The organism is Parapedobacter composti (genome assembly GCF_900112315.1).
In the GTDB taxonomy this organism is placed as follows: Bacteria; Bacteroidota; Bacteroidia; order Sphingobacteriales; family Sphingobacteriaceae; genus Parapedobacter; species Parapedobacter composti.
On record NZ_FOLL01000012.1, the window covers coordinates 55,826 to 75,365 of the forward strand.

15 protein-coding genes are annotated in these 19,540 nt (G+C 48.3%); 7 read left to right on the forward strand and 8 right to left on the reverse strand.

The window, feature by feature from the left end; all coding sequences use genetic code 11:
* Positions 1-32: 32 nt before the first annotated feature.
* On the reverse strand, positions 33-1,814 hold the full coding sequence (locus tag BM030_RS12925) for an ABC transporter ATP-binding protein (protein WP_090974096.1): 1,782 nt from the start codon (positions 1,812-1,814) through the stop codon (positions 33-35).
* A gap of 146 nt (positions 1,815-1,960) precedes the next feature.
* On the opposite strand from BM030_RS12925, the gene BM030_RS12930 reads away from it, so the two are divergent.
* From BM030_RS12930 to BM030_RS12960, 7 genes are all read left to right on the forward strand, one after another.
* Positions 1,961-3,040: a Glu/Leu/Phe/Val family dehydrogenase gene (locus BM030_RS12930; RefSeq protein ID WP_090974021.1), complete on the forward strand. Its 1,080-nt coding sequence runs from the start codon at positions 1,961-1,963 to the stop codon at positions 3,038-3,040.
* Between the two features lie 44 nt (positions 3,041-3,084).
* Entirely contained in the window at positions 3,085-4,032 is a 948-nt protein-coding gene (nusB, locus tag BM030_RS12935) for a transcription antitermination factor NusB (RefSeq protein WP_090974022.1), read from the forward strand.
* A gap of 72 nt (positions 4,033-4,104) precedes the next feature.
* Entirely contained in the window at positions 4,105-4,581 is a 477-nt protein-coding gene (locus BM030_RS12940; RefSeq protein ID WP_090974023.1) for a DUF1573 domain-containing protein, read from the forward strand.
* Positions 4,582-4,642: 61 nt separating this feature from the next.
* Positions 4,643-4,966: a preprotein translocase subunit YajC gene (gene yajC, locus BM030_RS12945; RefSeq protein WP_090974097.1), complete on the forward strand. Its 324-nt coding sequence runs from the start codon at positions 4,643-4,645 to the stop codon at positions 4,964-4,966.
* Positions 4,967-5,081: 115 nt separating this feature from the next.
* Entirely contained in the window at positions 5,082-6,029 is a 948-nt protein-coding gene (locus BM030_RS12950; RefSeq protein ID WP_090974024.1) for a CdaR family protein, read from the forward strand.
* A gap of 2 nt (positions 6,030-6,031) precedes the next feature.
* Positions 6,032-6,625, forward strand: a complete 594-nt coding sequence (gene coaE, locus BM030_RS12955; RefSeq protein ID WP_090974025.1) for a dephospho-CoA kinase — start codon at positions 6,032-6,034, stop codon at positions 6,623-6,625.
* 4 nt (positions 6,626-6,629) lie between these two features.
* Positions 6,630-7,592: an MBL fold metallo-hydrolase gene (locus tag BM030_RS12960; protein ID WP_090974026.1), complete on the forward strand. Its 963-nt coding sequence runs from the start codon at positions 6,630-6,632 to the stop codon at positions 7,590-7,592.
* Positions 7,593-7,718: 126 nt separating this feature from the next.
* Here the strand turns inward: BM030_RS12960 and BM030_RS12965 are convergent, their stop codons facing one another.
* From BM030_RS12965 to BM030_RS12995, 7 genes are all read right to left on the reverse strand, one after another.
* Complete coding sequence (locus BM030_RS12965; protein WP_244518924.1) at positions 7,719-8,987, reverse strand: BACON domain-containing protein; 1,269 nt, start codon at positions 8,985-8,987, stop codon at positions 7,719-7,721.
* Between the two features lie 35 nt (positions 8,988-9,022).
* Positions 9,023-11,011, reverse strand: coding sequence for a calcineurin-like phosphoesterase C-terminal domain-containing protein (locus BM030_RS12970; protein WP_090974028.1), 1,989 nt, complete (start codon positions 11,009-11,011; stop codon positions 9,023-9,025).
* A 7-nt stretch (positions 11,012-11,018) separates the two neighbouring features.
* Positions 11,019-11,915, reverse strand: coding sequence for a BT_3044 domain-containing protein (locus BM030_RS12975; RefSeq protein ID WP_090974029.1), 897 nt, complete (start codon positions 11,913-11,915; stop codon positions 11,019-11,021).
* Positions 11,916-11,932: 17 nt separating this feature from the next.
* Entirely contained in the window at positions 11,933-14,002 is a 2,070-nt protein-coding gene (locus BM030_RS12980) for a RagB/SusD family nutrient uptake outer membrane protein (protein ID WP_090974030.1), read from the reverse strand.
* 21 nt (positions 14,003-14,023) lie between these two features.
* Complete coding sequence (locus BM030_RS12985) at positions 14,024-17,134, reverse strand: SusC/RagA family TonB-linked outer membrane protein (RefSeq protein ID WP_244518926.1); 3,111 nt, start codon at positions 17,132-17,134, stop codon at positions 14,024-14,026.
* A 67-nt stretch (positions 17,135-17,201) separates the two neighbouring features.
* Positions 17,202-18,536 carry an IPT/TIG domain-containing protein gene (locus tag BM030_RS12990; RefSeq protein ID WP_090974032.1) on the reverse strand — a complete coding sequence of 445 codons (1,335 nt, stop codon included), beginning with the start codon at positions 18,534-18,536 and terminating at the stop codon, positions 17,202-17,204.
* Positions 18,537-18,801: 265 nt separating this feature from the next.
* The gene (locus BM030_RS12995) at positions 18,802-19,536 is read right to left on the reverse strand and encodes an MIP/aquaporin family protein (RefSeq protein ID WP_090974033.1); all 735 of its coding nucleotides are present in this window, start codon (positions 19,534-19,536) and stop codon (positions 18,802-18,804) included.
* Positions 19,537-19,540 lie beyond the last annotated feature (4 nt).

Genomic DNA, 19,540 nt, shown 5'->3' on the forward strand with positions numbered 1-19,540 from the left:
AACGGGCGTATGAAGCGCCCGTTTTTTTTTGCTTAAGCGGCTTCTTCCAGCAGTTGCTTCTCGTACAGCTCGAAGTAATTGCCGCGAAGGGCGATCAGTTCTTCGTGTGTTCCTTCTTCTATGATGGTTCCATTGTCTAAGACAATGATGTGATCGGCATTTTTAATGGTGGATATCCGGTGTGCGATGAAAATCGTGCTCTTTCCTTCCATAACTATACTCAGGTTCCGCAGGATTTCTTCTTCGGTTTTGGTGTCTACCGCAGACAGGCAGTCGTCAAACACCAATAATTTCGGCTGTTTGATGAGCGCCCGCGCGATCGATACCCGCTGTTTCTGTCCGCCCGAAAGTGTAATGCCCCGCTCGCCGATGGTTGTTTCAAACCCATTTTCAAAAGCCATAATATTGTCGTAGACGGCTGCGCGCCGTGCGGCATCTTCTACGGCCCCCGTTTCGGCCGTATTCAGCCCGAATGCGATATTGTTGGCAATGGTGTCGGAAAATAGAAAAACTTCTTGAGGGACGAAACCGATTTGGCTTCGTAGCGATTGCAGGGGTAACTCCCGGATGTCTACGCCGTCTATCTTGATCATGCCTGACTGCACATCATACATGCGCAACAGCAGGTTGGCCAAGGTGGATTTTCCTGACCCTGTTTTTCCGACGATGGCGAGCACTTCGCCTGGTTTTACTTCAAATGATACATTTTTGACAGCCTGAATGCCGGTTTCAGGGTAGGTGAAACTAACGTTTTCGAATTGGATGTTGCCTTTGGCCTCAAAGTGGCCGTGGGAGACGGAACGTATCTCCGGCTGGGTTTGCAGAAACTCATTGATGCGTTTCTGGGAAGCCGCGGCCCGCTGGATAAGCGATGTCACCCATGCTAACGCCATGGCCGGAAACGTCAGTTGGTTTACGTAGATGATGAATTCCGCAATGTTGCCTGACGTAATGGTGCCTTTGGCGACTTCCAGTCCGCCGATGTAAACCGTAATGACCGTGCTCAGCCCGATGAGCAATAGGATAAGAGGGAAAAATACGGCCTCTGTTTTCACCAGTGCCAAGGCTGCATTCCTGTAACGGTTGCTTTCTTCGGCGAAGCGCGCCATTTTATCTGCTTCGCGGTTGTAGGTTTTGATAACCCGTATTCCCGAGAATGTCTCCTGTACAACGGATGACAACGTGGAAAGCTGGCGTTGGATACGTTCGCTACGGCGGTGAATCACCTTATTGACAAACAGCAGGATGCCCGACAGGATGGGGATGGGCAGCAAGGCGTATAAGGCCAGGGTGGCATTCACACTGACCATAGCCGCGATAACCATGATGGATAGTACCAGCGTATTAATGGAATACATGACGGCGGGGCCAAGGTAAGAACGTACCCGGTTTACGTCTTCGGTTACACGGTTCATCAGGTCTCCCGTATTGTTCCTCCGGTAAAATGCCATGTCCAGCTGTTGGTAGTGGTTATAAATCTCGTTTTTGAGATCATATTCAATATGCCGAGATGTCAGAATGATGGTTTGGCGCATTAAAAAGAGAAAGAGGCCACGGATAAGGGCGAGCAACAATACCAGTGCCCCAAAAAGCAATAGGCTATAACCGAAGATTTCGTATACCAATTGTTGCCTTCCGAAACCATCAAAAAGCCGGTACATGCTGATGTTTTCCTTGACGAGATCAAACGCAATGCGGATGACCTGCGCGGGTAAAACCCCGAAGTAATTGGAAACAATCACGAAAATAACACCGGGGATCATCCGCCAGCGGTATTTATAAAAGTATTTGTTGAGGTGTGCAAGGTGTTTCATTTGTTTGCTCGGGTATATGCATGTAGCTGCGGATATGCGGATACTGTGCAAAAATACGAAATGTTTAGCCCTATTGGTTATATGCACAAATATTTTGCTACTTTTGCGCAATAATCCATAGCACGTTACATAGTATAGAGTTGCGTATGTCCGTATCCGTCAAAGACAATCCGTCCTTCGAGCTCATGGAGCAGTTTGGTCACCAAACGCTTGTTTTCTGTAACGACAACGCCGTAGGGCTGAAAGCCATCATCGCCATTCACGATACGACGCTTGGCCCGGCGATAGGCGGGGTACGGATGCTGCCGTATCAGCGTATGGAAGAAGCCATGGACGACGTGCTCCGGCTGTCAAGAGGAATGACTTATAAGGCGGCCGTAGCGGGCATTAACGCGGGTGGGGGCAATGCGGTGATTATCGGTGACCACCGTACACAGAAGAGCGAAGTGCTGCTGCGCAGGTTCGGGCAGTTCGTAGAACAGCTCAACGGGCGGTTTATCGCTTCGTTGGATATCGGTACCACACCTAAGGACATGGAATGCCTGCAGATGGAGACAAACCATGTGGCGGGGCTGCCCAAGTCGCTCGGTGGCAGCGGCGATTCTTCGCCTTTTACCGCTCAGGGGGTATACTATGGAATCAAAGCCGCGTTGAAAGAACTGTATGGGAATGACGGTTTAGCCGGACGGACCATAGCCGTTCAGGGTGCAGGCAATGTAGGAGAACAGCTGATCGCGCTGTTACGCGAAGAAAACGCCAAGGTATACGTAAGCGATATCGTGGAAGAACGGATGGCCGAAGTGGCCAATAAATACAGGGCGGTGGCAGTGGCAAACAACAATATTTATGAATTGGATGTGGATGTTTATTCGCCATGCGCCTTGGGGGGAACCGTAAACAAAGAAACGATTGCCAAAATGCGGTGCCGTATTATTGCTGGATCGGCAAACAATCAGTTGCGGGACGAGCGGGAAGACAGTCAACTGCTCATGGAAAAGAAAATCCTGTATGCACCGGATTACTTGATCAACGCAGGCGGACTAATCAGCTGTTATTCGGAACTTGCCGGATACAGTGCATCCCGGACAGCGGCACTTACAGAAAACATTTATGAAGCTACCCGATCGGTATTGCGTAAATCGCTAAGCGAAAATGTAGCACCATATCAGGCGGCCAACCAAATTGCTGAAACGCGGATAGCGGATATGCGTAAAATTAAGCAGTAGCCGACTATCAATATTATATTATATCCGTTCGTTCTTTACAAAATATGTTAAATAGAAGGCACCTTAGGGTCAAAGTATTACAGACGCTGTATGCGTACCAGTTGTCGGAAGATAAGCAGGTCAACAAGTTTGAAAAGGTATTACTAAAAAGCGTTGACCAGGTGTATGAGATGTATGTGTGGACACTAAATCTCTTGGATGAAGTGTCTGACTACGTCAGGATTGATGCCGAGGAACGGATAAATAAGTTTCTGCCAACAGCGGCAGACCTGTCGCCAAACACCCGGCTATATAACAATACGTTCATTGAACTCCTGCGGCATAATGAGAAATATCGGACCGATATAAAGCATTATAAGGTTTCTTGGAATTTTGATCCGGAAATTGTGCGGGCGGTATTCCTTCAATTGAAGGATACGGAGGCATATGCCGCGTATTTAGCGCAGGACAACCGAACGGTAGCCGCTGAAAAGGATATTATCAAATTCATATTCAAAAAGATTATCCTTAAGTCGCCGGCAATTGAACAGGTGTTTGAGGAAAAGTTTATCAATTGGCAAGTGGACAAAGAAGTGTTGCAAGCCATGATTGCTAAAACGTTCAAGAATTTTACCAGTGAGGATCCCGGCCAGAACCGATTGGCCGACCTAACACCTAATTGGCATGAAGACAGGCAGTTCATCACGGAATTGCTGGTTAACACCATCCGCTATGCCGATGATTATCAACAGCTAATCAGTATGAAGACGAAAAACTGGGAGTCTGACCGGATAGCGTTGCTGGACAATCTGCTCATGCGGATGGCTATCTGTGAGCTGCTGAATTTTCCGACAATACCGGTAAAGGTAACCATCAATGAGTATATCGAGATTTCCAAAGTGTTCAGTACGGCTAAGAGCAATACGTTTATTAATGGGATTTTAGATAAGATACTCAATGAACTGCAGGCAGCAGGGCGGATACGCAAACATGGAAGAGGGCTTGTAGAATGACAAACAAGGGGTAATATATCTTGTTAGATTAATAAATATGATAAGGTGTTACATAGAAAAACAGTCATCATTATGAAATGCATACCGTTAGTTGTTGCGGGGTTGGTTTTGGCCATAGCCTGCAATTCCGGAAGGAATCAACAAAGTCATGACAATCCGCCCAGTGAAGATATACCGTTGGATCAGATGGGCGAGCAGCCGGTAGGGCAAACCATTATTCCGGGCAGCGATGCTACATCAGCTGTTTTGGAACTCGAATCGGACTCTTATGATTTCGGGGAGATAAAAGAGGGCGAAAAGGTAACGCATGAATTCCGATTTACCAATAAGGGGACAGCACCGCTGATTATTTCAAATGTACAGGCTTCATGTGGGTGCACCACGCCGGAGTATTCCAAGAATCCCATCGCTCCAGGAGAGGAGGGCATGGTCAAGGTTGTATTTAACAGCTCAGGGCAGGTGGGAAAACAACATAAGGTCGTGACGGTGACATCCAATGCTTCAAGTCCGAACACCTTGTTGCACTTACGTGGAGAAGTAAAGAAGTGATGAAGGCGATGGCCGGATTTACACGGATATAATTTAGCAAATCAAATAACGAATAATAATGATTACATCAACTATTTTATTACAGGCAGGAGGTGCCGGAGGGGGGCTAATGGGGTTCCTACCTATGATCTTGATCATCGTGGTGTTTTATTTCTTCATGATCAGACCACAGATGAAAAAAGCCAAAGATCATAAGAAATATATTGAGGAATTAAAGGTAAATGATCGCGTGGTAACCACTGCGGGCATACACGGACGAATTGTAGAAGTATCCGAAACCACCTTCCTTGTGGATGTTGGCGGTGGCGTGAAGATTCGTTTTGACAAATCGGCCATCTCTTTGGACGCCTCCAAGGCGCTAAATACAGCGAGCCCCAAAGCTTAAAAAGATACCGGTATGGTGGGAGCCACGGAACCGCAGATTTTACGATTGGTGGTTTCCGTGGCTTTTATATATTGCCCGATGATTTTATTTGGCTATTTTTGCTTGCTTATACGGTATGCCGATTTTGAATTTAAACAAAGCGCAACGGCGTAAACTTAGCATCTTTGCCAAATGCATTGTTTTTTCTTTTTTGGCTTGGGGGCTTTTTGCGGTATCCAACACGTATACCTATACGGTAAAATCAGGCGTACAATACGTCAACATTCCGGATAACCGGGCTTTTCATCCTTTACAGTCTGACACGGTAAGTATTCGTTTGAGAGCCGTTGGATGGCAGCTGCTGTTTTTCAGATTGCAATCCGCGGTACAGCCAATACAGGTCGATCTCAGTGGCTTGGAAAATCGGAATTGGATTGTCCTTGGCAACCAGCTTGGGTTTATCAATCGTCAGTTTCCGGCCAACCAGCGGGTTATTGCGGTTTCGCCCGACACTTTGTATTTTGATTTTTCCAAACAGACCGAGCGGAAAGTGCCGGTAACCCCGTTGTATCGTCTTCAGTTCAGCAGGCAGTATGCCGTTATTGACGATTTACGGGTTTCTCCTGAATACGTAACGATCACAGGTCCGCTCGAAGATGTCGTGCAAATCGAACGATGGGAAACAGATACTATCCGGGCAACCGATGTTAGCAGCGATATCCATACCACGGTGCGCCTGAAACAGAATCATCGCGCCAACATCAATGTATACCCCACAATGGTGGAGGTAAGCATACCGGTGGGAGAGGTGACCGAAAAAATCCTTGAAGTGCCACTGAAGGTAGAAAATGCCAAATCGTTCAGTTCGGTGAAACTCTTACCTGGCAGGGTAAAGCTTACCGTAATGGTGTCGTTGCGGGATTTTACCAGGGTAACAGCCAACTCGTTCGAAGCCGTGGTGAACATGGAAGAATGGGTGGAGCATGGCGTTAACAAACTACCGGTTATCATCACGCGTATGCCGGAATTCTGCCGACTGGTGAAAATAGAACCCCAGAACGTCGACTTTTTTGTGAGGAAGTAAAGATGGAACCTTTGAAAGTTGGGATAACAGGAGGGATCGGCAGCGGAAAATCGGTCGTCTGCCGGATATTCGGCATTTTGGGGATTCCCGTTTTTGATGCGGACACCGAAGCCAAGCGTTTGATGGTGACCGATGACGGGTTGGTTGAGGCCATCCAAGAGGCATTCGGTAGCGAAGCATACCACCGAGATGGTTCGCTGAACCGGGGGTACCTGGCGGCGAAAGTGTTTGGTGACGCAGCGCAATTGAACCGGTTGAACGCATTGGTGCATCCGGTGGTCATACAGGCGGGAGAAACCTGGACCATTAGCCAGAAGGCGCCTTATACCATTAAGGAAGCCGCCCTGATGTTTGAAAGTGGCTCGTTTAAATTAAACCGGTATAATATATTGGTTACCGCACCTGAGGAAGTGCGCATTGCGCGGGTAATGGAGCGCGATAACATTACCGCCGAGCAAGTGCGCGCACGGATGGCAAGGCAGTGGACCGATGATGCGAAGATGAAACTGGCGGACTTTGTTATTGTAAACGACGGCGTGCGCGCCATTATTCCCCAAGTATTGGCGCTCGACCGATTTTTCCGCTCGCAACGATAGCACGATGGGCAAGATTTTACCGGATTTTTTAATTAAGCGGCCTGAGGGGTATTATTGCCGGTATGGTGATTTTTATGTTGATCCGCTGCTGCCTGTGAACCTGGCGTTGGTATCCCATGCCCATGGTGATCATGCTACGCCGGGGCACCGTGAGATTTGCTGTACGGCAGCCACGGCAGCATTCATGCGCTATCGTTACAACAAGCAGCCTGCGCATACCTATACCACATTTTCATACCATCAACCTTTTACGATTGGAAGTGTAGCCATCCGCTTTATTCCCGCCGGACATATGCTGGGTTCTGCGCAGATTTTAATGGAATATGGGGGAGTTCGGTACCTGTACACGGGCGATTATAAGATGCAGGCCGACAGCACATGTGAGCCGCTGGAAATGGTGGAAGCCGATGTGCTCATCACCGAAAGCACATTTGCGGATCCCGGAATCAGCCATCCTGACCCCGCGGTTGAAATAATGAAGCTGAAAGAAAAGCCCCATCCCATCTTGTTGGGGGCCTATGCGCTGGGCAAAGCGCAGCGGCTGACCGCTTTGATTAACGAGCATTGCCCCAGCCGCAGGATACTATTGCACCACAGCATATTACCGTTGCACCGCCTTTATGAATCAATGGGAATCACGCAACTGCGATATGAACCCTATAACCGGAAAATGATGAAAGTTGATGGTGCCGATCACATCTATATTGTTCCCCCGATGACCTTCAACAGCTATTACCGGGCGACGAATGTACTGCGCGTATTCGCGTCTGGATGGAAACATCTGCAGCATCGGAATGACATGGAGCTGTATATCTCTGATCACGTGGATTGGCAGGATATTCTGGATTATGTTGTCGGGGTGAATCCCCGCGAGATTTGGACTGTGCACGGCAATGGCAGCCATTTAAGGGAACATTTTGCCGATCAGATAGTCGTTAGAACACTTGGCGAACTTCAATCCATGTAGATTGGATTTTCCATCGCAGTCAGTAAAACCGTCGTTCTACCCATACGGGCACATACCAGAAACGACCCCTCCCAAGGGAAAGGTCGTTCTGCAGCTACGGCTTGCTGGGTGCGGCACGCAAAAAATTTATTTCAGCACGGTAACCAATATATCATCTAAAAATATACGGTTTACGTTTCTTGCCCCGGTCCATCCGCTCCCTTCCCGCAAGTCATAAGCACCACCTAAAAACCAGATTTGTGTTTCGGCAGTAGCTCCCGTTATTGTAAAAGTCCGTGTCGTTTCGGGCGCCTTCCAAATCTCCGTACAGTTCGGGTCAGTCGTGTAGTTAGGCCAGTTGTTGATGTCAAACTGATCTTGACTGAGTGTGCCCGGGCCGATAATGCCGATTTTGAGGATGGTTACATCTCTTGCTCCTGCCGCAGTCTGATAAGGTACAGCTTTAAATGATACCCGCAGATTCTGCGTGCCCTCTACGGCTGAAAGCTTAGGACTGAGTACCTCGCCACCGTAATTCGTTCGTCCTAATTTCAAAAACCCCGGACGGGCATATACCGATGGAACACCCGTTGGGTCGGGCTGATAATAGCTCCATCCCATTGCTTTTTCACCGGCGGTCCAACTATCCATTCTTGTTTCACCGGTGGTCGTGTAAAAAATCGCACTTCCGTAATTCAACCAGTTAAAATCTTCATAGAGGATAACTTCTACGCCTTCCTGATTAACCTCAAATATACCGGGCACCTGTTCGCCGTTTAGGTAATACACAAGTCGTGCTGTACGTGGATCCGGTGACAGATTTACGTCAACACTCACATTCACGCCTGTGTCATAGCGCCCCTGCATAGGCTCCATGCTGAACCAATCCGATCCTTCAATGATCTCGACTCTCCACTCTCCTGTAGATCGGATGGCATATCGTCCATGAAGTCCATCTTCGGGAACTTCTAAACTTGCCAGCCCGTCTAGATTGACATATGACTCGCCATTTCCGTTTTCCGGGCTACGTGCTGCCTGTTCAATTTTTAAAATGTTATTTTGTACCTTGCCATCCACCACAAACGTTAATACCGATTGACGCGGCTCCAGCGACATGTTCCTGTCAACGGTTACTGTAAAAGTTCCGTCTCCTTGCCCTTCCGTCGGCTCAATTTTTAACCATCTTTCGTTGCGTAAGGGCTCAATCTTCCATGTCCCTGTAGTCTGTACATCGAAGGTTTGGGACGCCCCCTGCGACGATACCGACAGATCTGATGGGTTGTCCTTCAAAGCGAAAGGCACCGCCCTTTCATCATCTTTCTTACAGGAAGAAAAAGGCACTAAAAAACTAAGGCATATCAGTCCCAACAACATTGTTGAAGCCTTTTTTATATTAGTGTAATAATTCGTTTTCATTGTTTTGATTTTTAAAATAATCAGTTATGTTTCTTCTACTTCATGTGGTATTCCAGTTCTTTAGGACGAACCATACGCTCCGTATAGACTCTCCCGAAACAGTCGGTGACTTTGATTTCCAAGGTACTGATGGGGGATGACGCCTTCACCTTAAACAGGTGTGCTGACGGGGCTGTAACAAAATCTGCTGTTGGTACGTTATTGGTATTCAGCCGCCTCGCGGAATAGGATATAATATGCAGTGGATCCCTGGTATGTACCCTTGTTACCGGCAGAGGGACACCTTCTTCCATCACTTCCACAGTCCAGTCCGTATCATAGTTCCATATATTAATCAACACCTCATTGTGCTGGTTCGGATTAGCATATTCCGCAGCATAAGTATTCCATGCCGTACCAGTATAAGCAGGGGCGTATTTATCTTTCGAAAGATGTACGTTATTCAGATCATAGGTCCTGAACTGGTAGTCCTGATCATAGCCTATACTTTTGTAGGTCCACTTCAGGTTTCGGCCGTCAGCTTCCCATATTTCGTATCCTCCCGGCGTACCATCTTTACAGATTTGGTTATCGGACAACCTTCCCGTCCACCACCATGTTGCGCACACCGCCCCTATATTGTGTTCCATAAGGGAAGGTGAATACCGGGTATTGTAATTCATGTGGGTATGCCCGGTAAATATGTGTACCGTATCAAAGGCACTCAAAACATCGATCAGCTCCTGGGAATTGCTCAAGCGAAGGTTTCGGCTTTCATTTCCTGCGTTGTCTATGACCGGGTTCGAAAAGAGTTGGATATGCATCGCGACAACGATAGGTGTACTTTTGTCTGTGATCATATCAAGGTCTTTTCTCAGCCACGCCATTTGGTCGGCTACGATAGTGCCGTTATAGTTCCGGTTATTGGTATTGAGGTATTCCACATTGTCCAGGACGACATAATGTACCTTTCCGATATTAAATGAATAATAAGTGGGCCCTATGATTGCACGGAACCTATCAGCAGTTTCCCAATCACCGGAGACAGCCGGGTTATTATCGTGATTTCCCATGGTGTTAAATACAGGGGCGTTTATTTTATTCATTTCTTGAAGATAATCTGGGAGGCCATAGTTGTTTGATTGCCAGTAAGTTTCCCAGGTCATGTCTCCCAAGGTCAGTGCATAAACCTTTTTCCCCTTGTTCTTATGGTTTTGGATCGCGTTGTTTACATCGGCCAGAAATCCTGATTGGAATTGATTGATGTCTTGGTTTCGGTTTGCCAGGTGCATATCACCCAATATCATGACAACATGATTGTCGTTGTTGACGGGGGTAAGTTCAAAATCACTGATTTCCACAACATGTTCCGCCCGGTTGAGCCGATTGAAAAAAAGTGGTAGGCTCTTGTCGTTGGCCACCTCATAATTAGCAGGTATAGAGACAAATACATAGTTGTTTTTTTTGGCCGATGGCAGGTAGTATATTCCGTGTTCATCTGTTTTCGTCACGGCGTAACCATCCGAGACCACAACATTGGCAATGCCTACACCAGCAGCATGGACCGTTCCCTTTACGGTCATCCCAGCCCGGTTGGGAATATTGGCGTTGAAAACAAGATTGAAGGTAGTTGCTCCCAGCAAGGATGTTTTTGCGCCCCGCTTTACATGAATCTCATATCTTGCGGAGACAAGTTCAAGTGGGAGCATAACAACCGCGGAGTTCGCGGTAATATTCGTTGTGGGCACGGTTATTCGTGCCTGGCTACCACCGGCCACAGGCTGAAACATGATCTCGTCGTACAACGCAAACCCCCTGCCTGTTATCTCAAACTCCATTCCCTTGGATACGTCCACAATGAAAGGAATAGATATGTCTGTGATTTTTAACGGTTCGTCATTACCATCCGGTTTGACGGGCTCATCAGATTTGGATGGCCCGGGATCTGCCGGTTTTTTACAGCTTATTAACGTCAGGCCCAGACCGGTCACGATGGTGCCATGTATGAAAGCTCTTCGAGTAAAGTTGTCTTTCTTTTTCAGCATATGGTTCTTACCTAATTTGCAACTCCACCCGTTCCTTCATAATCTTTGTTGCACCGTCGATAGTATACTCATACGACAACAAGAATACGTTGGTTCTTCTCCCAAAGGCTTCTTCTACCCTGAATATATTCGGATACATGGGATCGTTGTTCAGTTGGGTGACCTGTATATTGCCATACGGTTTGATGGACACCCGGTTTTCTTCATCCACCTCAAGTATAATAGCTGTTTTTGCAATGGACGCTTCCGTGGACTGATACGTTTCATTGCCGGCTATCATCCTCACACTGTTGTGGGTTAGCGGAAAGAGCTGTTTATTTGCGGCGGTCGCCATTTCGTTTACCAATCCGGTCATTGTATAGAAGGAATTGTCCGCCTGGGAGGCATAATCATTCTTAATGAGGACCTGATAAAGCATGGTGCTTTTCTTTGGGTTAATTTCCACACCGGAAATATCAGTGGCTCTTAATCCGATAAAATAGGTTGAATCGGGTGATAAACCATCCGGACGCAGCTTAATCATGGTTCGCCCGGTACGTTCTCCGGCTTTGATCCGGATTTTGTCGTCCATAATCTCATACTTGTCCTTATGCAGCAGTTTGGCATACAACCTTTCATCGGCATCATAAAGTGACCAGTTGTATTCAGCTAATGGCTCGGGATCTTCTATTAACCCAACAACCAGATCTTTTTCCGGGGCATGTGTACCTCCGGTGGACGCGGCGACATACCCGATAATTTCTTCTTCGCCTGTCAAATGAACAATTTCCTGAAACGTATTGTGATAGTCGCTGCTGATTAAAGCAACTTCATTTTTGTACATTTCCTTTTCAAACACGGCATTGTCGTTGCACGATACGAACACCGTGCCCAGTGCAAATATTGTTATATAACTTTGTTTCATTTTCTTATAGTTTTATCCTAATTGTAGCCCGGATTCTGGTCAAGAGAAGGCAACCTTCTCATTTCGGCACGAGGTATTGGTACCCAAATGAATTTCTTGTCGACTACACGCGTAAGGAATGATGAGGTCCCTGGGATGGTGCGTCTGTAGTAACTTTCCCGGGTGGACCCATCCGGGTTCATGCCCCGCATGGGTTCCCGTTCTGTATCTTCGTAGATGCCCCAGCGGCGCACGTCATAGAAGCGCCGGTTTTCCCACAAAAATTCAACCATGCGTTCGCGCTCAATTTGTTGTTGAACGACACTCGTGCTGGCAAGCTGGTTGTCAGATAGTCCGGGCAGTCCCGCGCGATAGCGGACAAGGTTAAAGGCGTTCTTGATCTCTTCGGGGTTCCGGCTAACGGTGAATTGTTCATCCCCTAACTGCACGGTATGGCTACCCGTCAGGTTGTTAAGTGCCTCCGCATATGACAGTAGGATTTCTGCATACCGGATGATGGGATACGCTTTAGGGATGTGCCGGGCACCTGTGCCGTTAAAGGCGTCATAAGCGTGGTTGAATTTTTTGATCACATACCCTGTAATCGGATAATTGGGGGACGCCGCGCTTACGCCGCCCCGGCCATCGACATCCTGATAGTAGTACTTGGCCGTGTGGTTATTAATTGTCGTACTGGACAATGCCTGCCAAACCGCCTCGTTGAATCCGATGGATGCGTAGAACCGCATCTCGCGGTTGGCATACATTTTAAAGACCCCGGCATTTAAGGGGTATCCGGAGAAAAATTTCGCCTGCTCGGTGAAGAGATCGTTGAAGGTTCCGCCAGCGGGAAGATCTGCCTCCACTTCAAAATAGGTGTCGCCGCGGGCTTCTTCTTTGGTGCGGCCATCCTCCATCAGGTAGGCATCAACCACTTTCTGGGTGACGGAGAAGCGCCCCCAGCCACCTAAAGATGGCGGCATAGAACCTCTGCTGATAAACTCAGCGATATATCCGGTGTTTCTGCCCCATATCAGCTCCGGATTTATGGCAGCTACCGCTTCACCTGTAAAAATATCCGAATATGATCGGAATGCATCGATGCCATACGCCCCGTTGGGATACGCGTTGTAGAAATTGGGATCCGAAGTGACGCCCGCAGGAAGCGCGGGGGTTCTATCATCTGATGGTACGGCATATAGCCGATACAACCCGAGATCCATCACCCGTTTGGCTGCGGCAGCCGCCACCGCCCACCGGCGTTCGTCGTATTGCTGGGATACATAGTGCACACCGTCTGTAGAGCGTTTCCAATTGCCATAATAGGAACTCGCTACCGGACCACCATTGAATAACGGGCTGGCGTGTATAAGTCTTAACCGGGCGATTAATGCCAGTGCGGCTCCTTTGGTGGGGCGTCCAAAGTCAAGGATGCTAACTTCCCGTGGAAGCAACTGGGCCGCTTTTTCAAACTCTTCACAGGTATAGTCCATCGTTTCGTCGTAGGTTGCCCTTGGACGGTCGTAGTATTCGAGGGATTCGTTGGTGTTCACTACTTCGTCGCCGAGCAAGATAGCAGGGCCGTAATCCACCAAGATATTGTAATAGGCATAGGCGCGAATAAACCGTGTATACCCTTCGATTCGGATCCGGTCCATGTTGGTCAGGTCTCTGGGAACATCAAGATTTTGAAGGATCAGGTTACATTTCCGGATGATTTTGTAGTATTTGCCCCATTGGTTTAGATTCCCGTGCGGGCCACCGCCGGATCCGTAAAAATCTGGGGTAATATTTCCGGTAACAAAATCCATCCCGTAATAAACATTCGCTGATCCACCGCCGGTAAGCCCGTTGAACCCCTCGTCAGTAGCCATGGGCCCAGGTGTGTAACCATACCGGATGGTGTTTGACTCATCCGGAAACATGGCTGCTGCGCCCCACATATAGGCTTCCATAAACCTGGCATTTGCAAATACCGAATCGATGTTAAATTCGTCGTCGAAGTAATTGTCGATGTTCAGGTAGTCCTTACAGGACATCGTCAGGGCAACCAGCTGTATGATGATGGCTGCGCTCGCTATTCTCTTTATGATTATTGACCTTTTCATGTCATTGATTTATGTCTGTGTCTAAAGGTTGATATATACTTGTACCGAATACGTAGACGGTATGGGATATTTACGTCCATTCCACGCGGCCTGTTCGGGGTCGAAGATTTTCACGCTATCCCATATATAGAGATTGTTGCCCACGAACTGCAGGTCCATCGAAGAAATACCAATCCTTTTAAGGAACGCTGGGTTTACGTGATAGTTCAGCGTGACTTCCTGCAAGCGGAGGTAACGGGCGTCTCCTTGCCAGAAGGTGGATAACTGGCTGTTGTTGCTGTTGTTGCCATATTGGAGGCGGGGGAACCGAGCGTTGGGATTTTCAGCCAAAGAAAGGTCTATGCCATGTTCCAGGGCATATTCCCGCGGAATCCAGCGGTTGCTGGGATCAGCAGCCAAAGTGAGTACGTTGCCCTCGGTACCTTGGAAGAATGGCATGTAGCCCATGCCGTTTGTGAAGACCCGCGTTCTGCCTTCCCATCTGCGCCAATCGTCATCAACTCGCTCGGTCATCGACTGCCCCACATAGAAAAACGAGGTCTTCCCAGTTCCTTTGAATAATACGCCGAGCGTCAGGTTCTTGTAGCGGAACTCTCCGCCAAAGCCGTACATGGTGAGTGGATAATTACTATGCGTCAGCGGTACCTTATCGAGGTCATTGATCACACCATCTCCGTTGATATCCTTATACTTTATATCGCCGGGCATGACCGTTCCAAAGGTTTGCGTGGGGCTGTACTTGATATCATCTTCGTCTTTAAAAAGCCCAATGGCTTGAAAACCGCGGATGGAATTGTGGGGGTAACCATTGAATTCAAGATAGGGATACTCCATATAGGCTTGCTCCCAATTTTGCACTACATTTTTGGAGTAAGTAAAGTTACCGCGCACTGTGAAGCCGAAGTCGGGAGAAACTTGTGTTGTGTAGCTGATGTTTCCGTCGGCTCCGGAACTTTTCATCCGGCCCACATTAGCAAAGGGGTTGGATATGACGCCCACATATTCGGGCACTTGCACCCGCTGCTGGAAAATGCCATTACGTTGATCTTCGAAAAAATCAACGATAAACTCAATCTTATTGTTCAAGAGCCTGCCTTCGATTCCCAAATTGGACTTTATTGCTCTTTCCCACGCCAGGTTGTCCGCTCCGATCCGGGTTTCGTTGATCGTTTCAATTCCGGGAACGCCCCATACGTTGCCTGAACCTTGATCTACCTTGGTTAGGTAGGGAAAACGAATACTGGTGATTCGATCATTCCCAACGGTACCATAAGACGCTCTGATCTTGAAGTAGTCGAGCCAAGGTGCGGTTTCCTGCATGAATTGATAGCTTGTTGGTACCCAGCCCAATGCTATGGATGGGAAAAAGCCATACTGCCTGCCGGGCTGGAAGTTTTCAGACCCCGTGTACCCGAAATTGACGTCAAGCAGGTAGGTATCCCGGAACCCATAGGTTAACCGGCTGGATACCCCTTGGTAACGTAGCGGAATGGCTTCGAGGTTGTTCGTTGCGTCTTTGGTGTCTTTGGCATCACTGAGGTAGTAATAGACCAATGCGGAGGTACGGTGGTCTTCTCCGAATTGCTGATCGTAGTTGATGACAGACTCCAGAAAAAATTTGCGGTATTGCCGCGTCAATTGGTCGTACGATGCCGATTGCTCCTGTACCCGTTCCATCATGATGAGTGATCCATCGTAGTTCCTGCCAGTCGCTTCGTAAAGGGCAGGCTGTACCCACCGTCGCTCTTTGAAATAGCTGTTGATGTCATAAGCACCCTGAACGCGGAATTTGAGTCCGTCCAATACATGTGAGAGATTTTGGTTCAAGGCAAGGGTTGCTTTGCCTTTAAACAATTGGTCAGAGGCTTTGCCTGTACGATTGATCATCACATACGGCGACGACCGGTCTCCGGTACCACGGCCCGGTAACAGGCCATTGGAATACCGGGTAGGTATGGCCACGGGGGTGAGCCGTGACTGTGTGCCCCAGATATAGTCGGTATTGGCCACCCCAGGCTGATTCAACTCAGATAAAAAACCATCCGATCCCAGGAAAATGCTGGTGCTTTCTGTCAGGTTGATGTCCAGGTTAATCCGGTAATTGTAGGTATTGAAGCCGACGTTAGAACTATACGGACTGTTTTTATCTACTTTGTATGCGGCTGTTTCACTGTTGCCGCCCAGGCTCAGGAAATAGCGGGTGACTTCACTGCCCCCCCGGCCGCTTATATAATAGCTTTGACGCCAAAAGTTCTTGTTGAGAATCTCGTTCTGCCAATCCACATCAGGGTACATGTCTGGATCCAGGCCGTGTTGAATGATGCCCAGTTCAGTTTCGTTGTACAGCGGGGCCTCGCCGCGGACAATACTGGCCTCATTAGCCAATAGCGCATAATCATAAGCACGCAGATATTGTGGCAAGCGATTAAGCCGCGAAAGCGTTGTATTGGCACGTGCCGTAATTTGGATGCGATCCACTAGACCTCTCTTAGTTGTCACTAATACTACCCCATTGGCACCCCTTACTCCGTATACCGCGGTAGCCGAGGCATCTTTCAGGATGGAAAAGCTCTCGATATCTGCCGGATCCAGGGTGTTCAGGTCGCCTTCCAACCCGTCGATGAGTACGAGGGCACTGTTATTGGCCCCGAATGTGCCGATACCACGCACCCAGAACTCAGCAAGGTTACGGCCCGGTTCGCCACTCGTTTGCATCGAAATAACGCCGGCTGCCCGTCCTCCAAGAAGGTTGGTAATGGAAGGAGCGGGGCTTTGGAGATCCTTGACGTCGACTGTGGTGATAGCACCGACGGAACTGATTTTCCTTTGCGATGTCCCCAAGCCAACCACGACGACCTCGTCGAGGGCTTCACTCTTGTCGGTGAGCGAGACTGTCAAATTAGTGGTCGATTCGACGGCGACATGTTCAAAGGGTTCATATCCCACGTAGGTGAATACCAGCCTATCGCCATAAATCACGTTGATACTGAATTTCCCGTCGGCATTGGTTGATGTGCCGGCAGCGGCCTTGTCTTTGATATGAATCGACACATTAGATAATGGATCGCCGGCTTCATTGACAACCGTACCAGCAACGGTTAACTCTTGGGTTTGCTGCGCGAATGTTGCCATGTGCAATAAGCACAAAGGCAACAAGCACAAAATATGAATGGTCTTCATTATATATAAGTGGCTTTTATTATTCAATAACTAATTTGCGAATCCGCGCATTGCTCCAGTCAGCGATGTAGATATCGCCTTGCTCATTAACCGCTACCCCCCAGGGTTGGTTGAATAGCGATTCTACCGGTCCGCCATCTCTGTAGCCTGCAACTCCGGGCTGTCCGGCGACGGTGGTAACGATACCATCGGCAGACAACATGCGGATACAATGGTTGCCATAGTCAGCAATGAACATGTTTCCATCGTTGTCAAACTTGATGTCTTTCGGCAGATTGAATATAGCCTCTTCAACCGGTCCATCCCGGAAGCCGCTACCGCCTGGCGCGTTGATCCGTTTGAATCCGCCCGTTCCGTTCGGGTTACGAAGATCCAAGACCATAATACCCTGCCGGAATTCAACCGGGGAAGCATTGGAATGCAGCGTTATATAGAGCTCCCAGGGCTTTGCCGGATTAATTGCCTGTCCGTATTGCGATCCATACGGTCCCTGATGCACAATAGTTGCTTCGTAGGTGTCGGGGTGTATCTTGGCGACTTTACCGTCCCGGAATCGGGTATAGAGATATCCGTCGTACGGACAGAAGGTAATAAAGTTGGCATATCTGTCTGCCCATACGATAGAGTTATATTCCGCTTCAGAGAATTGCGCATTGCGCTGGCGGGGATTCCAGGCTTCTCTTGGGTCAAACGAAAAAAATACTTCTGGAACAGATTCATGAGACGCAGTCAGCACGCCGGTAACGCGGTCCACAGTTAAGCCGTTCGCGAAGAGGACACGCTCGCCGGTGGTCGCTGCTTCGTAAAGTGCGGTCACGATATTCTGTTGCTCATTGATCCGGGCTACGCCCCATGTGCCACCATCCCGCCAAGACATAAACAGGTTGCCCTCGGCATCCAGTTCGAGATACTTGCCGTAAACCTGGGCGGTGGCAAGCGTTCCTTCCCGAAAGGCCGTCTGGCCATTGCCTGTAACGGTGGTTACCTGTGCCTGGGCAGTGTAGGTGAACGTATCTTCGTAAGTGGCGGATTGCTCTCCAATCACGACCTTGATGACTGGATTTTCGCCGGGAAGACGAGGCACGATAGCATAAATCCGGTTTCCGCTGGAGGAAACCACAGCGGCCCGGGTGTTATTGAAATACACTTCGATTTTGCTGGCATCGCTTCCAAAGTTATCCCCATCTAATAAAACCTTGTCTTTTGCTCCTCCCTCACGGGGGGAAAAAGAGGATAGTATAATCGGTTTGTTTGGGTCATGTTCTTTTTGACCGATGTTGCTTTCGTTTTTGCTGCATCCCAGCGCAAAAAATAAGAAAGCTGAAAAAAATGTTAATAAATAGTAATTTTTCATTTCATATTTGTTTTCATTTCTTTAGTACTGTTTGTTTGAGTTGCAATTATCTTATTGTAATGTTTAATATGTGTTAAGTTTGGGTTATCAAAGTTTTTTTGAGGAAAAACAATTGACAGCGCAGACGACGTACGATAGCAGATCTATCCGTCAATTGAAGTATTTGATGATTGGTTAATTGGTTAATTAGTTTAATGCTATATTAGGCAAATATGATGTTGTGTAAAATTTTTTGAAATAAAATTTAATATGATTAAATGTTTTTTTATGTGTTCAATAAGAGGTGAAGTAAAGTGGCCAACGTTGCTCCGATGAGTGGCCCAACGACCGGCACCCAAGCGTAAGATCCGTTGAAACCTGCCTTATTCTTAAAGGGTAGCAACGAATGTACAATGCGCGGTCCCAGATCGCGGGCCGGATTAATCGCATAGCCGGTAGTGCCGCCCAATGATAGTCCGATGACCCAAACGAGGAAGGCGACCGGAAGCGCTCCCAGCGAACCCAGGCCAATCGGTATTGCCCGTTCGTCTGTCAGCTCGGCATCTGTGAAATAAAAGATGGTTAAAATCAATACAAAGGTGCCGATGACTTCACTGATAAGATTTACTGGAAGGTTCCGGATGGCAGGACTGGTGCAGAAGACCGCCTGTTTGGTCCCCGGATCATCGGTTACCCGGAAATGATCTTGATACACCAGCCATACAAGGAATGCCCCGGCCATGGCGCCGATAAATTGCCCAGCAATATAAACAAGTGCATCCGAGCCATCGATATTGCCGGCGATGAACATAGCGAGTGTAACCGCGGGGTTAAGATGGGCTCCGCTGTAGGGGCCGGCGATAACTACGCCGACGAATACGGCCAAAGCCCATGCGGTGGTGATGACTATCCAACCACCGTTGTGTCCCTTGGTGCCGTTAAGTATGACATTGGCTACTACGCCGCCGCCCAGCAGGATGAGGGCGCCTGTACCGATGATTTCTGCTATAAATGGAGTCATAATT